General features: G+C 59.8%; 22 protein-coding genes, 1 tRNA gene and 2 pseudogenes. 7 read left to right on the top strand and 18 right to left on the bottom strand.

The annotated features are described in order from the left end of the window. Positions 1–41: 41 nt before the first annotated feature. The 6 genes from QO002_RS00655 to tesB form a co-directional block, all read right to left on the bottom strand. Positions 42–848, bottom strand: a complete 807-nt coding sequence (locus QO002_RS00655; protein ID WP_307225671.1) for an exodeoxyribonuclease III — start codon at positions 846–848, stop codon at positions 42–44. Positions 849–988: 140 nt separating this feature from the next. Next, the gene (locus QO002_RS00650) at positions 989–1,648 is read right to left on the bottom strand and encodes an outer membrane lipoprotein carrier protein LolA (RefSeq protein ID WP_307225668.1); all 660 of its coding nucleotides are present in this window, start codon (positions 1,646–1,648) and stop codon (positions 989–991) included. Between the two features lie 138 nt (positions 1,649–1,786). Next, entirely contained in the window at positions 1,787–4,435 is a 2,649-nt protein-coding gene (locus tag QO002_RS00645; protein ID WP_307225666.1) for an FtsK/SpoIIIE family DNA translocase, read from the bottom strand. Positions 4,436–4,662: 227 nt separating this feature from the next. After that, positions 4,663–6,033 carry an ammonium transporter gene (locus QO002_RS00640; protein ID WP_307225664.1) on the bottom strand — a complete coding sequence of 457 codons (1,371 nt, stop codon included), beginning with the start codon at positions 6,031–6,033 and terminating at the stop codon, positions 4,663–4,665. 27 nt (positions 6,034–6,060) lie between these two features. After that, entirely contained in the window at positions 6,061–6,411 is a 351-nt protein-coding gene (locus QO002_RS00635; RefSeq protein ID WP_075291685.1) for a P-II family nitrogen regulator, read from the bottom strand. A gap of 223 nt (positions 6,412–6,634) precedes the next feature. Next, entirely contained in the window at positions 6,635–7,519 is an 885-nt protein-coding gene (gene tesB, locus QO002_RS00630) for an acyl-CoA thioesterase II (protein ID WP_307225663.1), read from the bottom strand. Positions 7,520–7,706: 187 nt separating this feature from the next. Here tesB and QO002_RS00625 point away from each other — a divergent pair, with 187 nt between their 5' ends. After that, the gene (locus tag QO002_RS00625) at positions 7,707–8,930 is read left to right on the top strand and encodes a ubiquinone biosynthesis hydroxylase (RefSeq protein ID WP_370878433.1); all 1,224 of its coding nucleotides are present in this window, start codon (positions 7,707–7,709) and stop codon (positions 8,928–8,930) included. A gap of 22 nt (positions 8,931–8,952) precedes the next feature. Here QO002_RS00625 and QO002_RS00620 read toward each other — a convergent pair whose 3' ends face one another. The 4 genes from QO002_RS00620 to QO002_RS00605 all read right to left on the bottom strand — a co-directional run bounded on the left by QO002_RS00620 (position 8,953) and on the right by QO002_RS00605 (position 11,549). Next, positions 8,953–9,141, bottom strand: a complete 189-nt coding sequence (locus QO002_RS00620) for a Trm112 family protein (protein WP_075291682.1) — start codon at positions 9,139–9,141, stop codon at positions 8,953–8,955. A 7-nt stretch (positions 9,142–9,148) separates the two neighbouring features. Beyond that, complete coding sequence (locus QO002_RS00615; protein WP_307225659.1) at positions 9,149–9,829, bottom strand: LON peptidase substrate-binding domain-containing protein; 681 nt, start codon at positions 9,827–9,829, stop codon at positions 9,149–9,151. A 173-nt stretch (positions 9,830–10,002) separates the two neighbouring features. After that, positions 10,003–10,980 (bottom strand): thioredoxin, encoded by a 978-nt coding sequence (gene trxA, locus QO002_RS00610; protein WP_307225658.1) that lies wholly within the window; start codon positions 10,978–10,980, stop codon positions 10,003–10,005. 59 nt (positions 10,981–11,039) lie between these two features. Further along, entirely contained in the window at positions 11,040–11,549 is a 510-nt protein-coding gene (locus QO002_RS00605; protein WP_307225656.1) for a prolyl-tRNA synthetase associated domain-containing protein, read from the bottom strand. 243 nt (positions 11,550–11,792) lie between these two features. Between QO002_RS00605 and QO002_RS00600 the strand changes: the two genes are divergently transcribed. Further along, positions 11,793–11,867 (top strand) — tRNA-Gly (locus tag QO002_RS00600). A 132-nt stretch (positions 11,868–11,999) separates the two neighbouring features. Here QO002_RS00600 and QO002_RS00595 read toward each other — a convergent pair. Both QO002_RS00595 and QO002_RS00590 read right to left on the bottom strand, forming a co-directional pair. Next, positions 12,000–12,269 carry a Rap1a family protein gene (locus tag QO002_RS00595; RefSeq protein ID WP_307225654.1) on the bottom strand — a complete coding sequence of 90 codons (270 nt, stop codon included), beginning with the start codon at positions 12,267–12,269 and terminating at the stop codon, positions 12,000–12,002. A 130-nt stretch (positions 12,270–12,399) separates the two neighbouring features. After that, the gene (locus tag QO002_RS00590; RefSeq protein ID WP_307225652.1) at positions 12,400–13,656 is read right to left on the bottom strand and encodes a hypothetical protein; all 1,257 of its coding nucleotides are present in this window, start codon (positions 13,654–13,656) and stop codon (positions 12,400–12,402) included. Between QO002_RS00590 and QO002_RS00585 the strand changes: the two genes are divergently transcribed. The 4 genes and pseudogenes from QO002_RS00585 to QO002_RS00570 all read left to right on the top strand — a co-directional run bounded on the left by QO002_RS00585 (position 13,639) and on the right by QO002_RS00570 (position 17,440). Beyond that, a complete protein-coding gene (locus QO002_RS00585; RefSeq protein ID WP_307225650.1) occupies positions 13,639–14,043 on the top strand; it encodes a hypothetical protein in 405 nt (134 codons plus the stop codon). The two genes, QO002_RS00590 and QO002_RS00585, sit on opposite strands and share 18 nt — an antisense overlap. Before the next feature lie 323 nt (positions 14,044–14,366). After that, positions 14,367–15,855: pseudogene (istA, locus tag QO002_RS00580) on the top strand (IS21 family transposase). Beyond that, positions 15,852–16,718 carry an IS21-like element helper ATPase IstB gene (istB, locus tag QO002_RS00575; protein WP_307225648.1) on the top strand — a complete coding sequence of 289 codons (867 nt, stop codon included), beginning with the start codon at positions 15,852–15,854 and terminating at the stop codon, positions 16,716–16,718. Before istA ends, istB begins: the two are co-directional and overlap by 4 nt. A 50-nt stretch (positions 16,719–16,768) precedes the next feature. Beyond that, positions 16,769–17,440, top strand: coding sequence for an aldo/keto reductase (locus QO002_RS00570; protein WP_307225645.1), 672 nt, complete (start codon positions 16,769–16,771; stop codon positions 17,438–17,440). Between the two features lie 108 nt (positions 17,441–17,548). On the opposite strand, the gene pcaF is transcribed toward QO002_RS00570, so the two are convergent. Genes pcaF through QO002_RS00555 form a run of 3 tightly spaced genes read right to left on the bottom strand, consistent with a single transcriptional unit; the run spans position 17,549 to position 20,157 of the window. Beyond that, positions 17,549–18,751 (bottom strand): 3-oxoadipyl-CoA thiolase, encoded by a 1,203-nt coding sequence (gene pcaF, locus QO002_RS00565; RefSeq protein ID WP_307225643.1) that lies wholly within the window; start codon positions 18,749–18,751, stop codon positions 17,549–17,551. Between the two features lie 12 nt (positions 18,752–18,763). After that, on the bottom strand, positions 18,764–19,453 hold the full coding sequence (locus QO002_RS00560) for a CoA transferase subunit B (RefSeq protein ID WP_307225641.1): 690 nt from the start codon (positions 19,451–19,453) through the stop codon (positions 18,764–18,766). Continuing rightward, entirely contained in the window at positions 19,450–20,157 is a 708-nt protein-coding gene (locus QO002_RS00555) for a 3-oxoacid CoA-transferase subunit A (protein WP_307225639.1), read from the bottom strand. The genes QO002_RS00560 and QO002_RS00555 overlap by 4 nt, the downstream gene beginning before the upstream one ends. A 135-nt stretch (positions 20,158–20,292) precedes the next feature. On the opposite strand from QO002_RS00555, the gene QO002_RS00550 reads away from it, so the two are divergent. Then, entirely contained in the window at positions 20,293–21,054 is a 762-nt protein-coding gene (locus tag QO002_RS00550) for an IclR family transcriptional regulator domain-containing protein (protein ID WP_307225638.1), read from the top strand. Between the two features lie 261 nt (positions 21,055–21,315). On the opposite strand, the gene QO002_RS30855 is transcribed toward QO002_RS00550, so the two are convergent. The 3 genes and pseudogenes from QO002_RS30855 to QO002_RS00530 form a co-directional block, all read right to left on the bottom strand. After that, positions 21,316–23,463: an aldehyde dehydrogenase family protein gene (locus QO002_RS30855; protein ID WP_370878432.1), complete on the bottom strand. Its 2,148-nt coding sequence runs from the start codon at positions 23,461–23,463 to the stop codon at positions 21,316–21,318. Between the two features lie 3 nt (positions 23,464–23,466). Further along, positions 23,467–23,886 (bottom strand): annotated as a pseudogene (locus QO002_RS00535) (ABC transporter permease subunit); the annotation flags it as partial. 189 nt (positions 23,887–24,075) lie between these two features. Continuing rightward, positions 24,076–24,963: an amino acid ABC transporter substrate-binding protein gene (locus tag QO002_RS00530; protein WP_307225636.1), complete on the bottom strand. Its 888-nt coding sequence runs from the start codon at positions 24,961–24,963 to the stop codon at positions 24,076–24,078. Positions 24,964–25,361 lie beyond the last annotated feature (398 nt).

Genomic DNA, 25,361 nt, shown 5'->3' with positions numbered 1-25,361 from the left:
AAATATAATATGACTTTTTTTGTCATATTATATTTTTCTCATCAAAGATCGAAGTGAACGATTACCGGAACGTGGTCCGAGGGGCGTTCCCAGCCGCGCGCTTCCTTGAGGATTTCCACGTTTGTCAGATGGGGGGAGAGGTCGGCAGACGACCAGACATGGTCGAGGCGGCGGCCGCGATCGGCGGCTGCCCAATCCTTGGCGCGGTAGCTCCACCAGGTGTAGAGCTTTTCTGGCGAGGGCGTATGCTGGCGCATCAGATCGACCCAGGCGCCGCCTGTCATCACGCTGGTCAGGCCTTCGGTCTCGACTGGCGTATGGCTGACGATCTTCAGGAGCTGCTTGTGCGACCAGACATCATGCTCCAGCGGCGCGATGTTGAGGTCGCCGACAAGAACGGAGGAGATGCCGGCCTCGCTTTCAGCATGCAGCAGCTTCATTTCCTCGATGAAATCGAGCTTGTGGCCGAATTTTGGATTAATCGTGCGATCAGGCTCGTCGCCACCGGCGGGCACATAAAAATTGTGCACGCGGATTTTCTTGCCTGCTTTCTCGAAGACAACGGAAAGGTGGCGGGCATCGCCGACGCCGCAATAGTCACGCCGGTCGACCAACTCATGCAGCGGCAGGCGAGAGATGGTTGCGACCCCGTGATAACCCTTTTGGCCGTGCATGGCGATGTGCTTGTAGCCCAGCGCCTTGAGGGGCGACGACGGGAACTGGTCGTTCGGGCACTTGGTTTCCTGCAGGCAAAGGATGTCGGGCGCCCAGGTTTTCAGGAGGTGTTCCACCAACGGCATGCGCAGCCGCACGGAGTTGATATTCCAGGTCGCAATCGACAATGCCATTCAAAAAGTCCTTCAAGAGAAGGCCTGTTTAAGCAAGTTTGACGGTGGGCTACAACCCGTCAGAGATTGCTGTCCTGCACGGAAATAGCCTGTCCACAAAAGGCTTGTTTCTGGAATTTGCAGCGGATGCCGAGACAGGCCTACTTGCGGATTTCGTCGTAGGGAACCTTGAAGACGGCATCGTCCATCGGCAGTCCCGTCTGGACGTTGAAGATCATCACCGACGTATCCTTCTTCTGGGCGTCGGTGATTGTCCATTGCCGCAGATCATAGGTCTTGGGGTCGAACATCATGGTGATGGTCGCATCGCCGAAGATGCTCCTGTCGCCGAGAACGATGGTGATGAGATCGGGCTCCTCGCGCACGTCGCGCACCATCTTGCTCGACAGGTCGATCGTATCGGAAAGCAATATTTTCAGCGGTGTCTTTGACAGAGGATAGAGATCCCAGGTCTTGAGCTTCTGGTTGCCGATCACCACGACCTTGCCGTCGGCGATCACCCGCATCGGCGAGGGGGCTTCGTAGTTGAAGCGGATCTTGCCGGGGCGGCTGATATAAAATTTGCCGCCGGTCTGTTCACCGCGCGGGCCGAACTGCACGAACTCGCCGGCCATGGTTTTGACGGAAGCAAAGTGATCGGCAATCTTCTGGGCAACCGCGCTTTGCGCGTGAGCCTCGCCCATCGGAAGGCCGGTTGCGGCCAGCGCTGCGAAAACCGCAAGACCACAGACGAAAGCGCGTCTCGACAGCTCAACCGGAGCATGGGCTTGGTCGTTTCTTGCGTCGGCGGTCTTCGTCATTTCGGTCTCCTTCTGGGTGCCTGTGATGTGGCGCGCAACTGCGGCGACGTCAAGGCGCGGCCCATGCACAATCATGTGTTGGCGCGCAACCCGCCAAGGCTTGCGCCAACCCCCTGGGGCTGGCCTTCGGCCAACAATTCAGCTTTCGGTCGGTACAAGGATTTCGCGCTTTCCGGCATGGTTGGCCGGGCCGATGATGCCCTCCTGCTCCATACGTTCAATCAGGGAGGCGGCGCGGTTGTAGCCGATACCGAGGCGGCGCTGGACGTAGGAGGTGGAGGCCTTGCCGTCGCGCAGCACGATCGCAACCGCCTGATCATAAGGATCGTCCGATTCGCCGAGATTACCGGTGCCGGCTGGGCCGCCGCCATCGTTATCCTCGTCATCATCCTCGGTGATGGCGTCGAGATATTGCGGTGCCCCCTGGGTCTTGAGATAGGAGACGACTTCCTCGACTTCCGTGTCCGAAACGAACGGACCGTGGACACGCTGGATGCGGCCGCCACCCGCCATGTAAAGCATGTCGCCCATACCGAGCAGCTGTTCGGCGCCCTGTTCACCGAGGATCGTGCGGCTGTCGATCTTGGAGGTCACCTGGAAGGAGATGCGCGTCGGGAAGTTGGCCTTGATCGTGCCGGTGATGACGTCGACCGAAGGGCGCTGGGTTGCCATGATGACGTGGATGCCGGCGGCACGCGCCATCTGGGCGAGGCGCTGGACGGCGCCTTCGATGTCCTTGCCGGCCACCATCATCAGGTCGGCCATCTCGTCGATGATCACGACGATATAGGGCATGGGCGAGAGATCGAATTCCTCGGTCTCGTAGGTCGCTTCGCCCGTCTGGCGGTCGAAGCCTGTCTGCACGGTGCGGCTGATGGTTTCGCCCTTGGCCAGCGCCTGTTCGACGCGGCTGTTGAAGCCATCGATATTGCGTACGCCGATCTTCGACATCTTCTTGTAGCGTTCTTCCATCTCGCGCACGGTCCATTTCAGCGCGACGACTGCCTTCTTCGGATCGGTGACAACGGGCGAAAGAAGATGCGGGATGCCGTCATAGACCGAAAGTTCGAGCATCTTCGGGTCGATCATGATCAGGCGGCACTGGTCGGGCGTCAGGCGATAGAGCAGCGACAGGATGAAGGTGTTGATGGCGACGGATTTGCCCGAGCCGGTGGTGCCGGCCACCAGCAAATGCGGCATCTTGGCGACATCGACGATGACGGGTTCGCCGCCGATGTTCTTACCGAGCGCCATGGCAAGCTTTGCCTTGCTCTGCTCGAAATCGCGGCTGCCGATCAGTTCGCGCAGATAGACGGTTTCGCGGCGCTGGTTCGGGAGTTCAATGCCGATCGCGTTACGGCCGGGAACGACGGCGACGCGGGCGGCGATCGCGCTCATCGAGCGGGCAATATCGTCGGCAAGGCCGATAACGCGCGACGACTTGATGCCGGGGGCCGGCTCCAGTTCGTAGAGCGTGACGACCGGGCCAGGACGCACATGGATGATCTCGCCCTTGACGCCGAAGTCCTCCAGCACGCCTTCGAGCATGCGAGCATTCTGCTCCAGCGCATCGGCCGAGAGTGTGGCGTCGCGGGTAACGCTCTTCGGTTCGGTCAGGAAATGCAACGGCGGCAGGACAAAATCGCTATCATCGGTAACCAGCGAGGCCTGCGCTTCACGGTCTATGCGAGGGCTTGCTTTCGGGCGTGGAGCAGGCGATGTGACGCGCCCCGTCGTGGCGGGCGGCATCTGCTTACGCGGCGCCGGCATGGGCGCCCAGTCGGCTGCCGGATCATCATCCATATCATCGATGATGCCTGCCGGTGCGCGGCCGGAGCCATCGAGATCATAGTCGTCGTCTTCGTCCTCATCGATGGAGATCGAGGGCGCGCTGACGACGCGACGTTCAGAGCGGTCGAGCGAGGGTTCCACGCGCTCGGTACGCGAAATCGCCTTGGGCCGCGACGGCTCGTTGAGAGTGCCGAATTCGTCCCCGTTGAAATCATAGGGTTCGTCATAGTCACGGGTGATCTTGCGGGAAGACAGTCCAAAGAGGCGCCGCATGCGCGCGTGAGCGGTGTAGCGCATGTGGGTGACTGCGCCCGCCAGCACCATGAAGATGCTTTCCTTGTCGTCCTCGTCGAGTTCCTCACGGATGGTGCGGGCCTTGCTGGGTGTGGGCACAGGCTCGTCGATTTCATCTTCCGGATCGGCAACACCAATCAAGCCGGCAGCATAGATCAGCAGCCACGCGGAAGGAACGGCAATGACACCGGCAACGATCAGGGCAAAGGTGCCGGTGGGATAAGCACCGGTGAACAGCGCGGGAAAGCGCAGAATCATATCGCCGAACACCCCGCCCAGCCCATTGGGCAATGGCCAGGTTACAGGCACCGGAATGCAGCTGAGGGCGGCGGATGCCAGTACGGAGCCGCAGAACCAGGCGGCGGCGCGCTTCAGGATCTTGTCGAAAGGCTTTGCAAAGATCAGGACGAGTGCCCAGGCGACGACGGGCAGAAGCGCCACCACGCTGGCAATGCCGAAGAACTGCATGAAGAGATCGGCGATCGCGGCCCCGTTATAGCCGAGAATATTGGTCGGCTTATTGACGGTTGCGTAAGACAGGCTGGGATCGGCGACGTTCCAGGTCGATAGGGCGGCAATGATCAGCCCAAGCCCGGCGAAGATCGAAAAGCCGAGAAGGCTTGTGATCTGGCGCCATACGAATGTGGAAAGCACAAACCTGTTGGAGCGGTTGTCGAAGACCGCCTGATTGCTTCTGCTCATGTTGCCTGCTGCCCGTTTCTGTCTGCAAAGCGCCTAGTGCACATGCTTTCATCGTAAACCGGGCAGAGTTAATGCGACATTAACCTTGACGCTTCGTTTATTGCCGAATGGCATTCAGGCGCATAAAAAAACCCGGATGCAAGCATCCGGGCCAAGGACGGTTCCGTGCCACACGGAACCGCGACGGGACTGGACAGGAAGCCGGTTGGCCCGGCTTCCCGAATTTCTCAAGAGTGGTAAGCGGCCTCGCCATGGGACGAGAGGTCGAGACCTTCGCGTTCGGCTTCGACAGATACCCGCAGGCCGACGATCACGTCGACGATCTTGTAGAGGATCGCCGAGCCGATGCCGCACCACAGGATGGTGATGATGACGGCCGTTGCCTGGGTGGCGAACTGACCGCCCATGGTGACGCCTTCTGCATAACCGATGCCGCCGAGCGATGCACTGGCGAAGATACCCGTGGCAAGCGCGCCGAAGATACCGCCGACGCAGTGAACGCCGAACACGTCAGCCGTATCGTCGTAGCCGACCTTGTTCTTCACGACCGAGACGAAGAAGTAGCAAAGCGGCGAGACGAGCAGACCGAGAACGATCGCGCCCATCGGGCCGACGATGCCGGCAGCCGGCGTGATGGCAACCAGACCGGCAACCATGCCGGATGCGCCACCGAGCATCGAAGCCTTGCCGCGGGTGAACGTTTCAACCAGCGACCAGGAAACGATGGCCGCAGCCGTCGCGATGAAGGTGTTAACGGTTGCGAGCATAGCGCCACCAGAGGCTTCGAGGTTGGAGCCGGCATTGAAGCCGAACCAGCCGACCCAGAGCATAGAAGCGCCAACCATGGTGAGCGTCATCGAGTGCGGGGCCATCATGTCCTTGCCGAAGCCTGTACGCTTGCCGACCATGATTGCGCCCACGATGCCAGCGATACCGGCGTTAATGTGAACGACCGTGCCGCCAGCGAAGTCAAGCGCACCCATTTTGAAGAGCAGGCCGTTTGCATCCCAGACCATATGTGCGACCGGGAAGTAGACGAACGTGACCCAGAGTGCGCAGAACAGCACGGCTGCCGAGAACTTGATGCGCTCGGCGAAGGCGCCGATGATCAGGGCGGGGGTGATGGCGGCGAAGGTCATCTGGAACAGGATGAAAATATATTCCGGGATGACAGCATCGGAGAAGGTTGCCGATGTGCTGTCAGGCGTTACGCCGGACAGGAACAGCTTGGCAGTACCACCCCAATAGGCGCTATCGGAGCCGCCGAAGGCGAACGAATAGCCGTAGATCACCCAGATCAGCATGACAGTCGCACCGATCACGGTGCACTGCATGAGGACGGAGAGCATGTTCTTGGCGCGAACCAGGCCGCCGTAGAACAGCGCAAGACCCGGAACCAGCATGAACAGAACCAGGATGGTGCAAAGGAACATGAAGGCGGTATCGCCCTTGTTCGGGACCGGGGCGGCAGCGACTGCTGCTGCGGCGTCGGCTGCTGCGGGTGCCGTTTCCTGCGCGAAGGCAACGACAGGGGCGAGCAGCGCTGCGGCTGCGGCGCCGATGCGTCCAAGCGAGGTGGAAAGTTTGAAGTCTGACATTGAATAGAGCTCCCTAACGGCCGTGAATTACAGCGCTTCAGTATCGGTTTCGCCGGTGCGGATACGCACAGCATGGTCAATCGAATAAACGAAAATCTTGCCGTCCCCGATCTGGCCAGTCTTTGCGGCCGAAGCGATGGCTTCCACGGCTGTATCGACGATCTCGGACGCCACGGCGATCTCGATCTTCAGTTTCGGCAGGAAGCTGACGGCATATTCGGTGCCGCGGTAGATTTCTGTATGCCCCTTCTGGCGCCCATAACCCTTCACTTCGGTCACGGTCAGGCCTTGGATGCCAACAGCGGTGAGGGCTTCACGAACCTCATCGAGCTTGAACGGCTTGATAATGGCCATTACAATTTTCATCTGGTTTCCCATCCTTGTTCATCAGCGGCTCGGTGCCGTCTCCTCGCCGTTGAACTGAGTTCCCCCAACGGCAGCGCTTTTTATATTCAAGGCGCGTGCCAGATTCGGATGGGCTGGGTAACTCCATGAAAAGACATGAAAAAGTCCTATTCCGCCAGCTTCGGCCGGCGGAGGGTAAAAAAATCGTCAATTTAAGCGGCTAAAAAATAAGCAAAAAATAAAATTTGCCTAATAGTTATTCAGATGCCTTTTTGCGGATCAACCCTTCCTGGGCGACCGAGGCAATCAACGCCCCCGCGCGGTCAAAAAGGCCGCCGCGCGTCATGCCTCGCGCGCCAGACGCACTGGGGCTGTCCTGGGTGTAAAGCAGCCAGTCGTCCATGCGACACGGGCGGTGGAACCACATCGAATGATCGAGGCTCGCCACCTGCAGATTGCGATCGAACACGTAGGTGCCATGGGCGTAAAGTGCAGTGTCCAACAAGGTCATATCGGAGATATAAGCGAGTACCGCCGCCTGAATGTGGCGTTCGTCGGGCACGCTTCCAACCGTCTTCACCCAGACGTTCTGGGATGGATCGAGCTTGTCGCGTGAAAAATAGTGGGACAGCGAAACGGGGCGTATCTCGATGGGGCGTGGGCGCTCCCAGTAGCGCCGGATCGCGTCTGGTGCGTTGACGAGAAACTTTGCCTTGATCTCCTGCTCGCCCAGCAATTGCTCCGGCTGTTTTACGTCGGGCATTGCGACTTGATGATCAAAGCCGCCTTCATCATACTGGAAGGATGCCGACATCGAGAAGATCGCCTTGCCATGCTGGATGGCAATGACGTTGCGGGTGGCAAAGCTTGAGCCGTCGCGGATACGATCGACCTCGTAGATGATGGGGACGGACGGATCGCCCGGCCGCATGAAGTAGGCGTGGAGCGAATGCACGTAGCGGCCTTCGTCAACGGTACGCTGGGCTGCGACCAATGCCTGACCGATAACCTGCCCACCAAAAACCCGCTGCCAGCCGACCTGCGGCGAGAGGCCGCGAAACAGATTTTCCTCCAGCTTCTCCAGATCGAGCGTCTTCAGAAGCACATCCATCGGAGCGACATTTCCAGCGGGATCGGACATCTTTATTCTCCACTTCATCGCGTTGGCGCCCAGATGGCGTGGGCGGCAAACGCAGATATTCTTTCCTGCGACCTTTGCGCGCTTGTGGCGCGCGCGGCCCCGCTTCGAGGGTCGAGGCGGTAGGAACGGGCAGATCAATGCTCTATATAGGCAAAAACAAATGCTCAAGAGCGATGGGAGTAGGCGGATGATCGATGTGCTGATTGCAGGCGGCGGATATGTCGGGCTGTCGCTCGCCGTGGCGATCAAATCGGCAGCGCCGCATCTGGCCGTGACGCTGGTCGATGGAGCCCCCGAAGGGGTGTGGAAGAAGGACGAGCGGGCGTCCGCGATCGCATCTGCCGCATCGCAGATGCTGGAGGCTTTGGGGGTCTGGGGCGACATCGAGCCGGAGGCCGAACCCATCAGGCGCATGGTCATCACGGATTCGAAAACGGCCGATCCGGTTCGTCCGGTTTTTCTGACGTTCGAAGGTGCTGGCGACGCGGTCGAGAGTGGCCGTCCTTTCGCCCATATGGTTCCCAATGTCGTCATGGTCGGCGCCTTGCGTGGCGAGGCCGAGCGTCTTGGTGTCAATATCCGCCAGTCGACCCCGGTCAATGGTTTCAAGAGCGGCGATCACTCCGTTGCCGTCGATGTCGCGGCGGGACAGCCGATCGAGGCAAGACTGCTGGTCGCCTGCGATGGTGTGCGCTCGAAGCTGCGGGCCGCAGCCGGCATCAAGACGGTGGATTTCGATTACGGCCAGTCAGGCATCGTTACGACGGTGGAGCACGAGCGTCCACACAATGGCACGGCGGAAGAACATTTCCTGCCCGCTGGCCCGTTCGCGACGCTGCCGCTGCGCAACAACCGTTCCTCGCTGGTCTGGACCGAGCGCACCGCCGATGCCGATCGGCTGGTGGCTGGCGACGATCTTGTCTTCGAGGAAGAACTGGAACGCCGCTTCGGCCACAAGCTCGGCACACTCAAGGTCGTCGGCGGGCGGCGGGCGTTTCCACTCGGGCTGACACTGGCGCGCGAATTCATCGCGCCGCGTTTTGCACTCGCCGGTGATGCAGCGCACGGCATTCATCCGATTTCCGGCCAGGGCCTCAATCTCGGTTTCAAGGATGTCGCGGCGCTTGCCGAAACCATTGTGGATGCCGACCGGCTGGGCCTCGATATCGGTTCGCTCGCGGTTCTGGAGCGCTACCAGAGCTGGCGCCGGTTCGATACATTTCGCATGGGCGTGACGACGGACGTGCTCAACCGCTTGTTCTCGAACGATATCACGCCGGTCCGGGCCTTGCGCGACTTTGGACTTGGTCTCGTGGATCGTCTGCCAGCGCTGAAATCTTTTTTCATTCGCCAGGCCGAGGGTCTTGCAAGCGAACGCGATCCCAAGCTTCTGGGCGGGCAGCCGATCTAACCTTTGAAGGCTCCAAGCCTGCTCAGTCCTCGATCTTGCGGGCTTCGGAAATCAGCATGATGGGAATGCCGTCGCGGATCGGGTAGGCGAGCCTTGCCTTTTCCGAAACGAGCTCTCCCGCGTCCGCATGGTAGCTGAGCCGGCCCTTCGTCAGCGGGCAGACGAGCAGTTCGAGCAGTTTGGGATCGACCCGGCTGGTTCTGTCTTCCATCATGCCTCTACTGCAGAAGATGTCCGATATCGCCGAAGTCACGCGCCAGCACGATCTCCGTAATGGCGATCAGCGTTTCAGCGCGTGTCTTCAGGTCCGGCGCTTCCAGAAGAGCCTGTTTTTCGGCCGGACCGTAGGGTGACATCATCGCCATGGAATTGACAAGGGTGCGGTTGCTCGCCCGCTCCACGCTCTCCCAGTCCGCTTCCAGCTTGTTGGCTTCCAGATAGGCCCTGAAGGCGGCAAGGAGTGCGTCGCGATCGACCTGCGCGTCGTCCTCGCCCTGGGAAAGATCAGTTGCGAACGGTGCCGTCTTGAAGGTGCGGTAGCCTTTGACGAGATGAGCTTCGGTCAGCAGCCGGAAGCGGCAGATGCCGGTCAGCGAAATCAGGTAGCGGCCATCCTCCATTTCGGCAAAGGAGGTGATCCTGCCGACGCAACCGACCTGGCATAGCGGCTGGTGCGGATTGCTGGCTGTCTCGTGATTGCTGTCGTCGAAGGATGGCTGCACCATGCCGATCAAACGGTTGCCGGCCAATGCATCGTCGAACATGGCGAGATAGCGGGGCTCGAAGATATTCAGCGGTAGTTGCGCGCCTGGAAGCAGCAGCACGCCCGTCAAGGGAAATACCGGCAGCACTTCCGGCAGGTCCTGCGGTTTGAGATAGCGTGCATTGCCCACTTGCATCCGTGCGTTCCCCGTTGTCTCTCGGCTCGGCCGATCGCGCGGCTCCTCTGCCGCCCTGGACGGCCATCCTTCAGCAATGCCGTCCGAGCAAGGAAAGATGGTGCGGCCTTGCAAAAACTCAAGGGAACGATCGTATCGCCGTCATCAGAAGCGGAACAGCGACGTGGGTGCCATCACGAAAACAGGATAGACGAGAGCTTGCGGCGTGCCGCAAGGGTGGCAGGATCCATGGCACCCCACACGTCGAAGAACGCCAGAAGTTCGCGGCGTGCACCATCGTCGTCAAAAGTCCGGTCGCGCTTCATGATCGCCAGAAGATGATCGGCTGCTGCCGTGCGATCACCCTCGACATTGCGGATCTTGGCGAGCTTCATGCGCGCTTCGTGATCGTCCGGATTGGTGGCAAGTGCCTGTTCTAGGGCCTGCGGATCGCCGAGCTTGCGGGCTTCCTCGATCTGGTCAAGCTTCTTGGAGACGGCAGCAACAGCGGCGTCTGCCGCCATGGCCTCCGGGAGATCGGAAAGGACCTGGCGCGCTTCCGCTGTCTGGCCCATGGCGATCAGGCAATTGGCAAGGCCTGCAAGTGCCGTCGCGTTTTCCGGGTCGGCCTGCAGAACTGCCGAATAGAGGCCACCGGCATTTTCGAGATCGCCGCTATCGAACAATGCCTTGGCATCTCCCAATGCTGCTTCGATCTCGGCCTTGTGGTCATCGACCACCGGACCGGCGACCTTGTCAATGAATTCGCGGATCTGGCTTTCCGGCACGGCACCCATGAAGCCATCGATCGGGCGCCCGCCGGAAAAGGCGATCACGGCCGGAATGGACTGGATGCCGAGCTGGCCGGCGATCGAGGGATGGTCGTCGATGTTCATCTTAACGAGCTTCACGCGGCCCGCTGCTTCCGTCACCACCTTCTCGATGATCGGCGTCAGCTGCTTGCAGGGGCCGCACCAGGGGGCCCAGAAATCGACGAGGACCGGCTGCTGGCGGGAAGCTTCCAGAACATCGCGCGCGAAAGTGGCTGTCGTGGTGTCCTTGATGAGATCGCCGACGGGCGCTGCCGTTGTTGGAGCGGCGCTTGTCCCGTAGGTCGCCTGGCCCGTCATCTGGCTGCCGAAGGATCCTTGATAGGGGTTGCTGCCACTCATGATCTGCTCCTCACGGACATTTGGTCCGGTTCACTGTTTTCTGCCGCAAAGATCGTATGTCAGGCTGTCACTTTCAAGACAAGCGGCGCGTGGCCAGTCGCCTCGATGAAGCGTAGCAGATCCGTGGAGGCGATGGATGTCGTCGCGTCATTGGAGAGGGGATGGCAATTAACGATCTCGTCACGCATCAGCTCCTCGTCGATGATGATCGCGACGTTCTTGTCGGTGTCGTTGATGACGCCGAAGGCGGTGACCGCTCCCGGAATGACGCCGAGATATTCCATCAGCTTCTCAGGCTTGCCGAAGGAAACCTTGCTCGCCGCGCCGATGACGTGATGCACCGTCTTCAGGTCCACGGTTGCGTGCTCTTCGACGGTCAGAAGGAAATAATTGTCCTTCTTGTCCTTCACGAACAGGTTCTTCGTGTGGCCGCCTGGAATTTCATCGCGCAGCGAGACTGATTCGGCGACGGTGAAGACGGGAGCATGACGCTTGGTCGTATGGGCGATCCCGAGACTGTCGAGAAAGGAAAACAGATCGTCAGCGGTCTTCGGCTTGATATCGCTCATGAAAGCTTCCTCATCGTCTCAAAATGCGTTTCGTCCTTACGCCGAAGGCTTGAAGGTTTCAATCTTGTCGGATTGATGAAAGCAAGAAAGCCCTGTTTTCAGGGGCTTGCAGCGCGATCCGCAAAATTTTTCGACCAATGCGCGTTTTCCCTGTTGCATTTGAAAAGGCCATGGGCCATATAGCGCCCGTCGCCGCAACGCAGCGACCTTCGGCCACCAACTACCCCAGGCCGACGACGATGAGCGGGTGTAGCTCAGGGGTAGAGCACAACCTTGCCAAGGTTGGGGTCGGGCGTTCGAATCGCCTCACCCGCTCCATTTTTTCTTCCAGCGAAATCAATTAGATAACTGCCGTTTGGCAGCCCCGAACGAGACTGTGTCTAGGACGTTGGGTTGCACGCGGGTAGCACGGTTTTTAGAGCATCGTGCGTCGGAATTTTCGCGTTAAACTCAAGCTTTGCAGGGGAAAGTCGCCTTTAAGGCCTCCCTGACATAGACCGGAAAGGCGCGATAATCGTCTTTCGACGTCGCCGTTTCTGATGACTTCAGGTAGTTTGCGAGGATGCTGACATATTGCTCTTGCGTGATCTGCAGTGCCGGCGGTGGACAATATAGCGGCGGTTCGCCGCGATCCTTCAGCAGGACATTGAACGAAGCGAGGGTTTCACCGCTGGCGAAAACCATAGCGGCTTGAAATTCACCCGCATATGCGCCCTTCATGAACCAGCCGAGGGTTTCGGCCTCTTGAGCCTTCGCGCTTCCGAACATCGTCAATGCGCTGAATAGCGCTATCCTAAATCGCATCTGCGTCTCCCTTGATGGGACGACCCCGTTAACGCCGGCGTGATCCCTACTGATCAATGCTGGCGGCACCGGACTGCGCACCACTGCGCCGAAGGGTTTCGCCTATCGCCAGGCCCGGCCGGCGGGTCATGGCAGAGAGTATCATTTCTACTGAATTGGGGTCTGTAAATAAATCGGCCAGCTGACGCATGTTGTTGCGTTGGGTCGCCTGCGTCAAAGCGTTGCCGATATTTGTGCCAAAGCTTGAAATGGTTTTTGCGCCTGTCCGGAACGGCGTCGCTAACAACGATCCAGTGCCCAACTCACTTTGCAAGGCGCTGTTGAACGCTGTGGCGCTGCCGATCGGCTTGCGTCGGCCGGTCGCCTGGAGAACGTCCAGCAGCTCGGGCATCGTCGTGGCTGCGCGCTGATCGGGCAGTGCGGACAACGCCGCGTCCAGGGTCTGGCGGCGGGGCTCATTGCCGGCAATGTCCTTGTGGTATTTCGAGCCGACGAATTCGTTCGCGCCTTCCTGCGTGTCCGTGGCGGCGCTGTGGAAACGATCGGCGAGGTTCTGCCGGATCAATCCGGTTGTCGTGGCGGGGTCTTGATCCATAAGCCGGGTGATCGCGTCGATCGTCTCGTCGCGCGAGCCGGTCAGCGGATTGGCTGGCAAGATGGCGTTGCCCGCAGCGGTCGTCTCTTGGGCGGCGGCCACCTTCCCGAGCGGGCCGAGGGCTACCGGCTCGACCACGTCGCGCGTGATATCTGCGTACTGCTGTTTGCCAGCGGCGAAATTCGAACTGTGCTGTGTCATCAAGTCATCGAGCCGCGTAAGCATGCCGGTTACCGCGGCGTTCTGTTCCTTGGTGATCGCATCCTGCCCGATCTGTGGCAGGTCCATCCGGTCGCGGAAATACTTGCGTGTCCGGTCAAGGTTCTCGATATCCGTACTTGGTAGCGCGGGGACGGCGTCCACGGCCGGGGTCTGCCTATAGCGGATGATCTGACCGTTCGGTCCCATGACCGGAGTACGGGTCGCGGGCCGGCCCGCCTGCGCGGGCCGTGCGGTCAAACGATTGCGGAGATCGTTGAGCGTTCCGGATAGCACACCAGTCGTGTCAGCGGCCGTCATCGCGGCAATATCGTCAAGCAGTGCTTGAACGCCTTCCACCGGCACGCGGTCAGCGCCGGCGGCTCTGTAGGCGGGATTGACGGCCGCGGTGCGGGCTTGTTCGACATCGCGAATTGCCGACGTCGCCGCCTCCGAAGCGCGCTGCCCTAGTAAGGACGGATTGTCGCTTTGTTGCGCGATCAGGTTCAAGACCTCGTCAACTGCATTGTGGACCTGGCCAGGTCGTGCGCTGAAGAATGGGGCGGTTCTCGCGCGGCCGTCCGCAGAGCCTTCCACAACGCGCTGCAGGTTGGGAAGTGCGGTCGCACCGTTCTGCGCCTGAGTGATCGCCTCGGGGCCGGTCAACCGCACGCCTCGGCCGTTGTTTTGCAGTTGAACGGCGCGTTCTCAGTCGATGTCATCGGCGTTACCGACGGCGCGTCTGATAACGCTTTCTGGCGTACTGGCCGATCGTGCCGCCGCGACGCCTGCATTTCCCATCACTGCGCCGGCGATGCGGGCGTAGGGTTCGAGCGCGGTGTCTTCGGTCGCTTGGCCGGCGGCTTCCACATGATTTCGGCATTTGCTCGTTTCTAGGAGTTGGCGGCGACTCTCCACACTCCGAACTTCTTGCGAGGCTGTAAATCGGGGCCCAGGATGCTTGAGCACTGCAGTGATAATTATAGGTAACCTTTCCACTGAACTTGTTTTTATCGGACTCCTCCGACGAGGTTACCGGTCCCCACACGATATCCTGACCGGTCGCCGCCGATTTTGCGTTCTTCATTGCGTTGCAATTTTCATCCTGATTATGGGCAGGGCGGTGACAAAGTCTACCAGTGAACGCCGGCATATTGCCTGGCGGGGTGGAGTAAAATCCAGCCAGTGGTAGGCTGTCCTCTTTTTGAGGGCGGCCGGGGATGTTTGTCGTGGAGAGTTACGCCGCCGTTCGCCGGTTTGTTTTCGTTGAGGGTCACAGCCGCCGCGAGGCCTCTCGGGTCTTCGGTTTAAGCCGTGAGACGGTTTCGAAGATGTGCCGATTCTCGCTTCCACCGGGCTATACGCGCACGAAGCCTGTAGGCAAGCCAAAGCTTGGAATGTTTGCTTCCAGTCATCGATGAGATTTTGCAGTCGGATCAGGCCGGGCCGGTGAAGCAACGACACAGTGCCAAGCGGATATTCGAACGGTTGCGTGACGAACATGGCTTTGGCGGTGGCTACACGGTGGTGAAGGACTACGTCAGGATTTGCCGATCCAAGGGTCGAGAGACGTTCGTGCCGCTATCGCATCCGCCGGGACATGCACAGGTCGACTTTGGCGAGGCGATCGCCATCATCGGCGGTGTGCGCCAGAAGATACATTTCTTCTGCATGGATATCCCGCAGTCGGATGCGTGTTTCGTGAAGGCCTATCCGCGCGAGACGACGGAGGCATTCCTCGATGGGCATGTCTCGGCCTTTGCATTCTTTGGCGGCGTGCCGCTTTCGATCCTCTACGACAACCTCAAGATCGCGGTGGCCAAAATCTGCGGCGACGGCAAACGCGATCGAACCCGTGCCTTCACCGAACTCGTCAGTCACTACCTGTTCCGGGACCGGTTCGGGCGACCGGCCAAGGGCAACGACAAGGGCAAGGTCGAGGGGCTGGTGAAGTTCTCGCGTGCCAACTTCATGGTGCCGATCCCGCAGGTGGCAAGCTTCGAGGCGTTGAACGCAATGCTCGAAGACCGTTGTCGGGGCCGCCAGAGTGAATGCGCCGGTCGGCACACCGAGACCATTGGTGAACGTCTGGTGGCCGATACCGCGGCACTGCGCCGCCTCCCGGCCGTGCCGCTTGAACCCTGCGAGAAGCGTGCCGGTCGTGTCTCATCAATGTCGTTGGTGCGCTATCGCACCAACGACTATTCAGTGCCGACCGCCTACGGCTTCCAGGATATTGTGGTGAAGGGCTTTGTCGAGGAGGTCGTCATCCTGTGTAGAGGCCAGGAGATCGCACGCCACCCACGGTCCTATGGCGAAGGCGTATTCGTCTCCAATCCGCTGCATTATCTGGCGCTGATCGAGATGAAGCCCAATGCGCGCGACCAGGCAGCCGCCTTGCAGGGGTGGGACCTGCCGGAGGTGTTCCAGCATCTGCGCCATTTGCTGGAAGCGCGAATGGGCAATCGGGGTAAGCGTGAGTTCATCCAGGTGCTGCGGCTTCTGGAGGCAATGCCAAAGGACGTCGTCACCTTTGCTGTGACCGAAGCGATCCATCTGGGCGCAGCCGGCTTCGATGCGGTCAAACTGATTGCACTGGCACGTATCGAACGTCGTCCAGCCCGACTTGATCTTGCTGCCTATCCGCATCTGCCGAAGATGGATGTGAAGATTACCTTGGCGGCAGACTATTCGGTGTTGGCAGCATGACCCGCACAGCAAGCGACACGATGCCATCAGGCACAACGGGTGGAACCCCGCAAATCCTTCTGTCCCACCATCTCAAGCAATTAAAACTGCCGACGGTGTTGCGCGAGTATGAGAAGGTAGCACGGGAATGCGCCGAGAGCGGCGTCGACCATCCCCGCTATCTGTTGCGCCTGATTGAATTGGAACTGATCGACCGGGAACGCCGGACAGTCGAACGGCGCATTCGCGCGGCTCGCTTCCCGGCGGTCAAAAGCTTCGACACCTTCGACTTCACGGCCATACCCGGCTTGAACAAGATGCTTGTCCTGGAGCTTGCCCGTTGCGAATACATCCTGCGGCGCGACAACATCATCGCTCTCGGCAACAGTGGCACCGGCAAGACCCATGTCGCGCTCGCTCTGGGCCTCGCCGCCTGCCAGAAAGGCTTCACCGTCACGTTCACCACTGCAGCCTCGTTGGTCAGTCAGCTCCTGGAGGCGCGTGACGAGCGGCGGCTTCTCAAGCTGCAGCGCGATCTGGCTTCGGTAAAACTGCTGATCATCGATGAACTCGGCTATGTCCCCTTGTCATCGACCGGAGCGGAGCTGTTGTTCGAGACCTTCTCGCAACGCTACGAACGCGGCTCGACGATCGTCACGTCCAATCTGCCGTTTGAGGACTGGACGTCGGTGCTAGGGTCCGAGCGGCTGACCGGTGCGTTGCTCGACAGGCTGACCCACCACGTCAGCATCCTAACCATGAATGGTGACAGCTACCGGCTGAAACAGTCCGCCGCCCGCCGCCGCAATCCGTCATCAGGGGCGGAGCAAAACCAGGCCACCCAAACCGTCGACCCCGATACCGGCGAAATCCTCACACCCTGATCGAAATCACCGCCGCCGACATGGAAATGGCCCCGATCGGGGCCATTTCCATGTCGGCAACACAGCCCTGCCGCTGGCCTGGTTTTACTCCGCCGCACTGGCCTGCTTTTGCTCCGCCGTTGACACTGGTCGGAGGTTGCTGCACGCGCCGTATCCCCGGCCACGTGCAGGTCCTGCATCTGCACGATCCGGAATACGCGGAAGATATTGAACAGGTGACACGTCCGGGAGGAGCGTTAGACGCGCTCTTTAAAATGAAAGAGGAAGGATTGGCGACAGCCGTCGGTCTTGCGATGGGCCGCGTCGATCTAATGCTCTCGCTCGTGAAAGATTATCCATTTGATCTTATTCTCAGCCACAATCGATACACCTTGTTGAACCGGAACGCGGACGCACTGTTCGAATTTGCGTCGGCCAATCGCATCTCAATCCTGAATGCAGCTCCCTTTGCGGGAGGCGTCCTTGCAAAGGGAAGTTCGCAGGTGCAGAGACTAACCTATCAAGAGGCCAACGAGCGAGATCTTGAGCCGGTGCGAAGCATCGAGCAAATTTGTTCAAAGCAATCTGTTCCGCTCGGCGCAGCGGCCTGCAGTTCTCGCTTCGTGATCCCCGAATACAGTCGACGGTCGTGGGCGTTTCGCAACCCCGACGAATACTCCAGACCTTGGACTGGACTGAAGCGTCCCTGCCTTCGGATGTATGGAGCGAACTCGGCGCGTTGAGTTACGCCGTAAGAGATCCGGAAGCCCACCGCGAATACAAACCGGACTAACCGTATGCTGTAGAGCACGTACAGCCATGGGCTCGCGATTGCGCAGAATGCCAAAATCCTAGACGCGCTCCAGAACGACGGCGATGCCCTGGCCGACGCCGATGCACATCGTGGACAGAGACCGCCGCAAACCGTTCGCCTGGAGCTCTAGCGCGGCTGTCCCCGTGATACGAGCTCCAGACATTCCAAGCGGATGTCCAAGAGCAATCGCCCCGCCCTTGGTATTCACCCTCGGGTCGTCATCGGCAATACCCAGATCACGCAGCGTGGCCAATCCTTGAGAGGCGAAAGCCTCGTTGAGCTCGATGATGTCGATATCCTTTTGCGACAATCCCAGGCGCGCAAGCAGCTTCCTTGAGGCCGGTGCTGGACCGAAGCCCATGATCCGCGGTGGCACGCCCGCGGTCGCTCCACCAACGACGCGCGCGATCGGCACGAGACCATACTTTTTCGCAGCTTCAGGCGATGCAAGCAGAAGTGCAGCCGCGCCATCGTTGACGCCACTTGCGTTGCCAGCCGTGACGGTTCCGCCGTTGCGGAACGGTGTCGGCAGTTTCGCTAGAGCTTCCATGGTTGTTGCTCTGGGATGTTCGTCCTTCTCCACGAGGATTGGATCGCCTTTTCGTTGCGCGACCGAGACGGGCGTGATCTCCCGAGCAAGCCGGCCATCCTGCTGCGCAGCCGCTGCCTTGGCCTGGGAGCGCAGTGCAAAGGCGTCCTGATCCTCACGGCTGATACCAAAATCCTCAGCCACGTTTTCCCCGGTTTCAGGCATCGAGTCGACGCCATACTGGGCCTTCATCAACTTATTGACGAACCTCCAGCCGATCGTCGTGTCATAGATCTCCGCAGCTCGGGAGAAAGCGGCATCGGCCTTGGGCATTACGAATGGCGCTCTGGACATGCTTTCGACGCCGCCGGCGATCATAAGCTCGGCCTCGCCCGCCTTGATCGCCCGTGCTGCCGTCAACACCGCATCCATGCCCGATCCGCAGAGGCGGTTGATGGTCGTGCCCGACACGTTTACCGGCAGGCCCGCGAGCAGAAGCGACATCCGCGCAACGTTGCGATTGTCTTCCCCTGCCTGGTTGGCGCAGCCGAAAATCACATCATCGACGGCCTCCCAATCCACGCTGGCATTGCGTGCCATGAGCGCCTTGAGCGGAACCGCACCAAGGTCGTCGGCTCGCACCGACGAGAGCGCGCCGCCGTAGCGGCCGATCGGCGTGCGGATATAGTCGCAGATTAAGACTTCGCTCATGGGAAAGTTCTCTCAGAGTTGTGGAACGACGAGATCGACGACGAGACCGTCGGCATGGAGCGGCGCGCCAGTCATCGCCTGAAGTTCCTCCATCGTCATTGCGGCCAACTTCTCGCGCACGACGAAACGCCCATCGACGATGTCGATGACGGCATGGCTCGTGTACACGCGCGTGATGCAGCCGACGCCCGTCAGGGGAAAAGTGCATTCGCCGACGAGTTTCGGTTTGCCGTCCTTGGTCACATGTTCGGTGATGACGAAGACCTGCTTGGCCCCGTGGACCAAGTCCATCGCCCCGCCAACCGCCGGCACGCCCTTATTGCCAACGCGCCAATTTGCGAGATCACCGTTCTGGGCTACCTGATAGGCGCCGAGAATGGCGACGTCGAGATGACCGCCGCGAACCATGGCAAAGCTGTCCGCATGGTGGAAGAAAGCGGCACCTGGTTTCAGTGTTACGGCCCGCTTGCCGGCATTGATAAGATCCCAGTCCTCTTCACCTGCTGCTGGCGGCTCGCCAAAGTCGAGGATTCCATTTTCCGTGTGGAAGATCGCCTGGCGGCCTGGAGGCTGATAGCGGGCAACCATCTCCGGAAACCCGATACCAAGGTTGACGTAGGCGCCATCCTCAATGTCCTGCGCCGCCCGCCATGCAATCTGGGCGTTTGAAAGTTTGATGTCGTCGCGCGTGTCGATGGTCATGCGTATGCCACTCCAGCCCGGATAAGGTCTTCTTCTTGTTGCGGATTTGGGACTTCGACCACGCCGTCCACGAAAATACCGGGCGTGATTACCTGCTCGGGATCGATGCCACCCGGGGGCACGATCCTGGAAACCTGTACGAAGGTCTTGGCGGCCGCCATGCACATCAGCGGATTAAAATTCCGACCGGCCTTGTTGTAGGTGAGGTTCCCGTGGATGTCGCCAAGCTGCGCCTTGACGATGGCGAAGTCAGCTTTCAACCAACGCTCCTGAACGTAGTGGCGTCCATCGAAGACTTCGATCGGTTTTCCCTCAGCCAGTTCGGTCCCGTAGCCTGTCGGTGTATAGAATGCCGGTATTCCCGCACCGCCAGCGCGAATGCGCTCTGCAAGCGTTCCCTGCGGTACGAGCTCAAGCTCGATCTCGCCTGCGACATAACGGTCGGTGAAAGCGCGTGGGTCGGAGGAACGCGGGAACGAGCAGATCATCTTCTTGACCATGCCCGCATCAATCATGGCAGCGATGCCAATTCGTCCGTTACCCGCGTTGTTGTTGATCACGGTAAGGTTCCTGGGACCCTTGTCGATCAGCGCGTGAATGAGCTCGATTGGGGCTCCAGAGCCACCGAAGCCCCCAATCATGACGGTCGCGCCGTCGCCGATCTGCTCTACCGCCGCGGCGGTGCTCATCTTCGTCTTGTCCATGAAAATCCTCCATCGAGAGGCTCGATCCGAGACCGGAGCCTTTGCGCGCTTCTACCTCTCGAAAGCATCGACGGCAACGATTTTGTGCGATATGAATACTTTGTTGACATATCGCACAAAGCGGATCGAACTCCTATGGAAACGAAGCAGAGCGACATGATGGGCGGACTTGCGAAAGGCCTGCGTGTCATCGAAGCCTTCACGGCGGACACCCCTCGCCTCAGCATTTCTGAGGCTGCATCCATTTCGGGTTTGGACCGAGCGACTACGCGCCGATGCCTGTTAACACTTTTCGAGCACGGCTACTGCGCCTACGACGGGAAGTACTTTACCGTGACGCCGCGGGTGCTGCGGCTCGGAACCGGGTGCCTGGCCTCCATGCCATTGCCACGTATTGTTCAGCCATGGCTTGACCAGCTCTCGGAGAAGATCGGCCAGAGCACCTCCGTGGCAATTCTCGACGAAGGCGAAATCGTGTACGTCGCCCGCGCTGCGCAGAGGAAGGTCATGTCCATCGCCCTCATGCCCGGCTCCCGGCTTCCCGCATACTGCACATCCATGGGAAGGGTATTGCTGGCCAGCCTTCCCGGAGGAGACGCGCGAGCGCTCCTTGAGGGCTTCCCGATGACGCCCAGGACCCAGTTCACGCTCACCGATCCGGAGGCTGTCGAACAGGAGATCGCCAAGGTGCGTCACCAGGGCTACGCATGCGTCGACCAGGAAGTCGAAATTGGACTTCGCTCGATCGCGGTACCACTGAAGAACGCGCGCGGTTCGGTCGTGGCGGCCCTCAATACAGGCCTGCCTGCTTCCGACGAGCCCATGTCCGCAATCGTCGGAAGATTTCTCCATCCGCTCCTGGACGTGAGCAACGAACTGGCTGGCATTCTCGCATAACATCGGCAAAGGAAGCTGTGTGAATGCACGACGCCTCCAATCCCTTCATTGGAATTTTACAGGGTCGCGATGGCTTCACGCCTGGGAGATTGGCACGCAGGACAGGATCGATTGATGGGCTTAGAGTTTGCCCGGGAAAAATGGAAACCGGGTTTCCCGAAAAAACAAACGAAAACAAAAGAATCTAGAGGATGTCTGGTTCAATCTGAACCAGACATCCTCTAGTCGGCCAGAGATCCAACGACCTCCAGCCGGCTCGCTTCAGAACGGATAGTGTTGGTGCGGATCTTCGATGGTAATCCAACGCAGGTCCGTGAATTCGTTGATCGCCGCCTTGCCGCCAAAGCGCCCGTACCCGGAGTTCTTCACACCGCCGAACGGCATCTGCGCTTCGTCGTGCACGGTCGGTCCATTTATATGGCAAATTCCGGACTGGATCTGCTCCGCGACCGCCATGGCTCGCTGTACGTCGCGGCTGTAGACCGAGGACGAAAGGCCGTATTCGGATTCGTTGGCTATCCTGATCGCTTCGGCTTCATCCTTCACGCGGATAATCGGCTTCACTGGCCCGAATGATTCCTCTTCGAAGCTGCGCATCCCCGGCTTGACGTGATCGAGCAGGGTCGCTTCGACAACCGATCCTTCGCGCTTGCCGCCGGCAACCAGTTTTGCGCCCTTCCCGACACCGTCTGCGATCAGTTCTTCCATCTTAGCAGCGGCTTCCTGAGTAACGAGCGAGCCAAGGACGACGTGACCGCGAGGGTCGCCTGCAGGGAGCTTGCGAGCGCGCGCTGCGAGCTTTTCGACAAACTCATCTGCAATCTTTTCGTCGACGATGATGCGTTCAGTCGACATGCAGATCTGCCCCATGTTCGCAAACGCTCCGAAGATCGCTCCGTTCACTGCAGCTTCGATGTCCGCGTCGTCCAGGACGATGAACGGCGCCTTGCCGCCAAGCTCAAGCAGCGCCGGTTTGATATGCCGGCCGCAAAGTTCGCCGATGATGCGGCCCACCTTGGTGGAGCCTGTGAAGTTCACCCGGCGCACTTCGGGGGCGGCGATCAGGGCCTCCACGATTTCGGCGGCGTCTTGAGGCGCGTTCGTGAGAACATTCACAACGCCATCGGGAAAGCCCGCTTCGACGAGCGAGCGGCCGATGAGCAGATGCAGTCCTGGGCAGGCCTCCGACGCCTTGAGAATCACGGTATTGCCACAAGCGAGCGCCATCGCGATAGCGCGGGTGCCGAGAATGACCGGCGCGTTCCAGGGAGCGATGCCCAGGCATACACCCGCGGCCTGTCGCACGCCCATAGACAAAGTGCCCGGCTTGTCCGAGGGAATGATCTCGCCTTGGATCTGGGTCGTCATGCTCGCGGCTTCGCGAAGGATCCCGGCGGCGAGCATCGTGTTGAAGCCAGCCCAGGGAGCGGTACCGCCCGTCTCCTCGATCATGATCTTCGCAAATTCGTCCGCCTTTGACGCGAGGACGTCGGCGGCTTTGAACAGTAAGGCTCGGCGCTCGCCAGGGCCGGTTTTCGACCATGCGGGGAAAGCTTCCGCCGCGGCGGACACCGCAGCCTTAACGTCGTCCAGGCCGGACGCTGGAGCACGGCTTGCGATCTTACCGGTGTCGAGCACTTCGGCGTTGATGGAGGCTTCGAGGCCGCCATCATTTGAAATGTTTGCGCCATTGATCCAGCGGGCACCGTCCGAGGCAAGGAACAGTATGACCGGCGCGATATCGGATGGCGTTGCCGCGCGTCCTACCCGCGTTATGTCGGAATCGACCTTCTTATCGCCGAGCACGGCGCGAAACTCCTTGAGGATGGTCGTTTCGACGGGTCCTGGGCTCACGGCGTTCACCCGGATCCCACGGTCTTTGAACAGGGCTTGCTGAGCGGCCTTCTGCGTCCAGAGGATGAGCAGTTCCTTGGACAGCGGATACCCTATTTCATCGGGGATGCCGTTTTCCTGCATAACTGCCTTGATGTCCGGAAAGCCCGGCACCCCGACCATCGCCTTCGCGCGCTCCAGGTTGGCGCGCCAACCGTAGCCCGCGACCGAGGCTACGTTTACGATCGCTCCGCCCTCGCGGATCGATGGCGCCACGGCTTCGGAAAGAGCCCGTAACCCATAGAAGTTGACAGCCAGTGTCGCTTCGGCTCCTACCGTCCCAGATATGCCTGCAACGTTAAGCAGCGCATCGAAGCACTTTGGCAATTGTTGAACGACGTCGAGGACACCTTCGGGCGTGGAGAGGTTTCCCTTGATGAAGCTGGCACTTGGTACCTTCGGCTCGTTGAGGTCGATGCCGACAACGTCAGCTCCAAGAGACACCGCGAGTTCCGCCGTCCGGGCTCCAATGCCGGCTGACACGCCGGTGATGACTACGGTCTTTCCGTATAGCATTGCCTACTCCATTGCTTTCTTAGCTTTGAGTTCCAGCCTGTACCCGACAGGCATAAGCGAAATGCCCAGCCGTTCCTCGACTGCGCCCCAGAGGCCGCGAGGAAGAAAGAGCGAAAACAAGAGCGCCACGAGGCCCAGCCCGATGAGATACCAGACGCCCATCGCGCCGAACGCCGTTTCGATTGCGAAGAAGATCACGGCTCCGAGGATTGCCCCTTCGAAGCGGCCGAGCCCGCCCACCAGCACCATGAAGATCATGTACGCTGTCCATTGGACTGAAAAATATGTCTTCGGCTGGAAGCTCGTCGCACTTGCAAGCCAAACTGCGCCGGCAATCCCAGTCCCGAAGGCGGCAAGAACAAACAGAATTCGCTTCGTCGCAACCACGTTGACACCGAGGGTGGCGGCGGCGGTAGATTGGTCGGAAAATGGCAGGGCTACTCTGTGCGCAAATACCGCTGCCAACTCACCGTGATGTCCGCTTTCGGGGTGCCTCTGAGGAATCCTCGACGACCGAAATAAGGGCGCATCGGGGCTTGGCACGTCTGGGGCGGAAAGCAGGCATCCTGCAAACAATCTTCAGGCAAGCTGGTTCCGCTCGACTCACACTAACTATGGCACATGCTGCATGATGATTTGCGTGTGCAGCATCGCCGCCTCGGCTCCGAAATATTTTTCGAGCAATGGCATAAAATCGTCTGACAGGTATAAATCCGTCAGCGCGCGGTCCGCCAGCAGGCGGAAGTCGGCGTCGTCGCGGCGCAACGCGATCGCATAGGGTTCGTGTGTGAGCAGACGATCGCCGACATCGAGAGAGGACGGATCGCGCGCCCGCTTGGCCAGGCTGATGAGCAGTACCTGATCGGCGATGTAAGCATCGATCTTGTGATCCTCCAGCGCCTTGAGCCCGTCCTCATGCGTGTTGAAATCGGCGAGTTTCGTCTTCGACACCTGAATTGCAAGTGCCTCGCGAAGCGCCGCCGCCGTCGTGGTGTTTGCACGCATACCGATGACATTTGTGGGAGCCGTGGGAGCGCGCCCGCCGACGGTGTGAACCACAGGTCCGTCGAGAAAGAGCGTCTGCAGGTAGTTCGGTGAATCCTTGCGCAGCAGCGCGCTTGCCCCGGTAAGGAAGATAGGTTGTGAGAAGTCGACGGTTTCCCGTCTGTCCAAATTCACGGTAATAGAACCGCAAAGCAAGTCGATCTCTTCATTCTTCACCGCATCGAAGCCGTGGGCGAGAGTCATTTCGACATATTCGCGCTTCAGTTGGGGAAGTTGATGCTCGATTTCATCAGCGATCCTGTCGCACAGGTCGATGGCGTATCCCACCGGTTCGGCTCCTGGCTTGCTGGACGAAAACGGCGCTTCGTCGGAGATATAGCCGATGCGCAGGCTTCCGCGCTCCCCAATCGTATCGAGCGTTGCAGCGCCCGCTGAGAAGGCCGAAAGGCAAAAGGCCAGACCCGCCAGCAGTAGCCGTCTCATGTGCTTGGCCATGTGTGTCTGCTAGGCACCTGCATGATCCTCATCTCCGATCTTAAGGCGTTCCTTCAGCTTATGGGCTGCCCCCCATTTGTCAATCGCGGAGACGTTGGCGCCGCTTGGCGGCCTCGCATCATGGCAGGTCAGGGCCTATGACCGCAATGACGGCGCGTTCCGGACGGGGCCACACCAGAGCATGTCGCGCAAAAGTGTGCAGCGGTTTTGCGATAACGACATGCGCAAAAACAAAGAGCTACAGCGTAGGAAGCGAATCTGAAAGATCGCGACCCACTTTAGCGACACGGACGGACGACTTTCAGGAACTTCAGCAGGTGGTGTGACGGGCCGAAATGGCGGGGCCAAGCGGAAATCATTTCCGCTGTCGGCCCAAAGCGAACCAATCCCATCGCGCA

The sequence above is a fragment of the Pararhizobium capsulatum DSM 1112 genome, from assembly GCF_030814475.1.
Lineage (GTDB): Bacteria > Pseudomonadota > Alphaproteobacteria > Rhizobiales > Rhizobiaceae > Pararhizobium > Pararhizobium capsulatum.
The sequence above is the reverse complement of the archived record's forward strand: the minus strand, read 5'-3'. Positions and strand labels throughout refer to the sequence as shown.